Source organism: Cupriavidus sp. 01L46 (assembly GCF_056399905.1).
Genome location: NZ_JBFTSF010000621.1, coordinates 1 through 1121 on the forward strand (window position 1 = coordinate 1; position 1121 = coordinate 1121).

The 1121-nt window shown below is 57.4% G+C and carries 2 protein-coding genes; one reads left to right on the top strand and one right to left on the bottom strand.

Going from position 1 to position 1121, the window contains the following annotated elements; all coding sequences use genetic code 11:
- Positions 1-576: ubiquinol-cytochrome c reductase iron-sulfur subunit (petA, locus tag AC1DS3_RS38900; protein WP_477129395.1), on the bottom strand; the 576-nt coding region annotated here is incomplete at its 3' end.
- Between the two features lie 212 nt (positions 577-788).
- On the opposite strand from petA, the gene mscL reads away from it, so the two are divergent.
- On the top strand, positions 789-1121 hold a 333-nt coding region (gene mscL / locus AC1DS3_RS38905; RefSeq protein ID WP_477129396.1), incomplete at its 3' end, for a large conductance mechanosensitive channel protein MscL.

A 1121-nucleotide genomic window follows, 5' to 3' on the forward strand; every position in this document is an offset into this window, starting at 1 on the left:
GTCGGACAGGAACTGGTACGGGGGTACGTCGAGGTTTTGCGGAGCCGGCTTGTTCTTGAACACGCGGCCAGCGAGGTCGAACGTCGAGCCGTGGCAGGGACAGAGGAAACCGGGATCGGAGCCGAGCTGGGGATTGGAGCCGGAGCCGAAGGGGCCGGAGGGCGAGCAGCCCAGGTGGGAGCAGATGCCCACCACGACCAGCAAATCTTTGTGTTCTGCGCGGGAACGGGTTTCGTTCTTGCAGTACTCGGGCGTCTTCATGGTGAAGGGAACGTCCGAGTTGGGGTCGGCGACTTCGGCATCGGTTTTCTTCAGCGACGCGAGCATTTCCTCGGTGCGCTTCAGGATCCAGACTGGTTTGCCGCGCCATTCAACGGTCATCATCTCGCCCGATTTCAGGGCACTGATGTCGGCTTCTACCGGGGCTCCGGCGGCCTTTGCCTTCTCTGACGGCGCAAACGTACTGACGAACGGAACCGCTACCGCCACGCCTCCGATGCCGCCAGCGACTGACGTCGCAATCAACCAATTGCGGCGACCCTTATCCACGTTCTTCACGTTTTGCTGGTCACTCATTCCAAACCCCAGGGGATGTCAAATTAGATTTTGCGTCAACCGTAAATTGTACCTTAGGCACATGTGGCATTGAAAGGCGCACGGTGATTGCGCGACGTACGATAATCGGCCACAAAAAGGACGATGTGGCCTGTACGCTTGCGTTACAGGCGGTGATGGGGCAGGCTTTTATCCTGACGACCGTTCAACGAAAGCAACACTGGGAGAAAAGCATGGGGATGATGTCGGAGTTCAAGGCCTTCGCAATGCGAGGCAATGTGGTCGACCTGGCAGTCGGTGTGATTATCGGCGCCGCGTTCGGCAAGATTGTCGATTCCGTGGTGAATGACCTGATCATGCCGGTGGTGGGCCGCATTATTGGCAAACTCGACTTCTCTAACCTTTTCGTGGTGCTATCCGAGCCGCCGGCGGGCGTGCCGCACACGCTCGACGCGCTTAAGAAAGCCGGCGTTCCCGTATTTGCCTATGGGAATTTCCTGACTATTCTGGTCAATTTCATCATTCTGGCTTTCATCATCTTCATGATGGTGCGCGCCATCATGAAG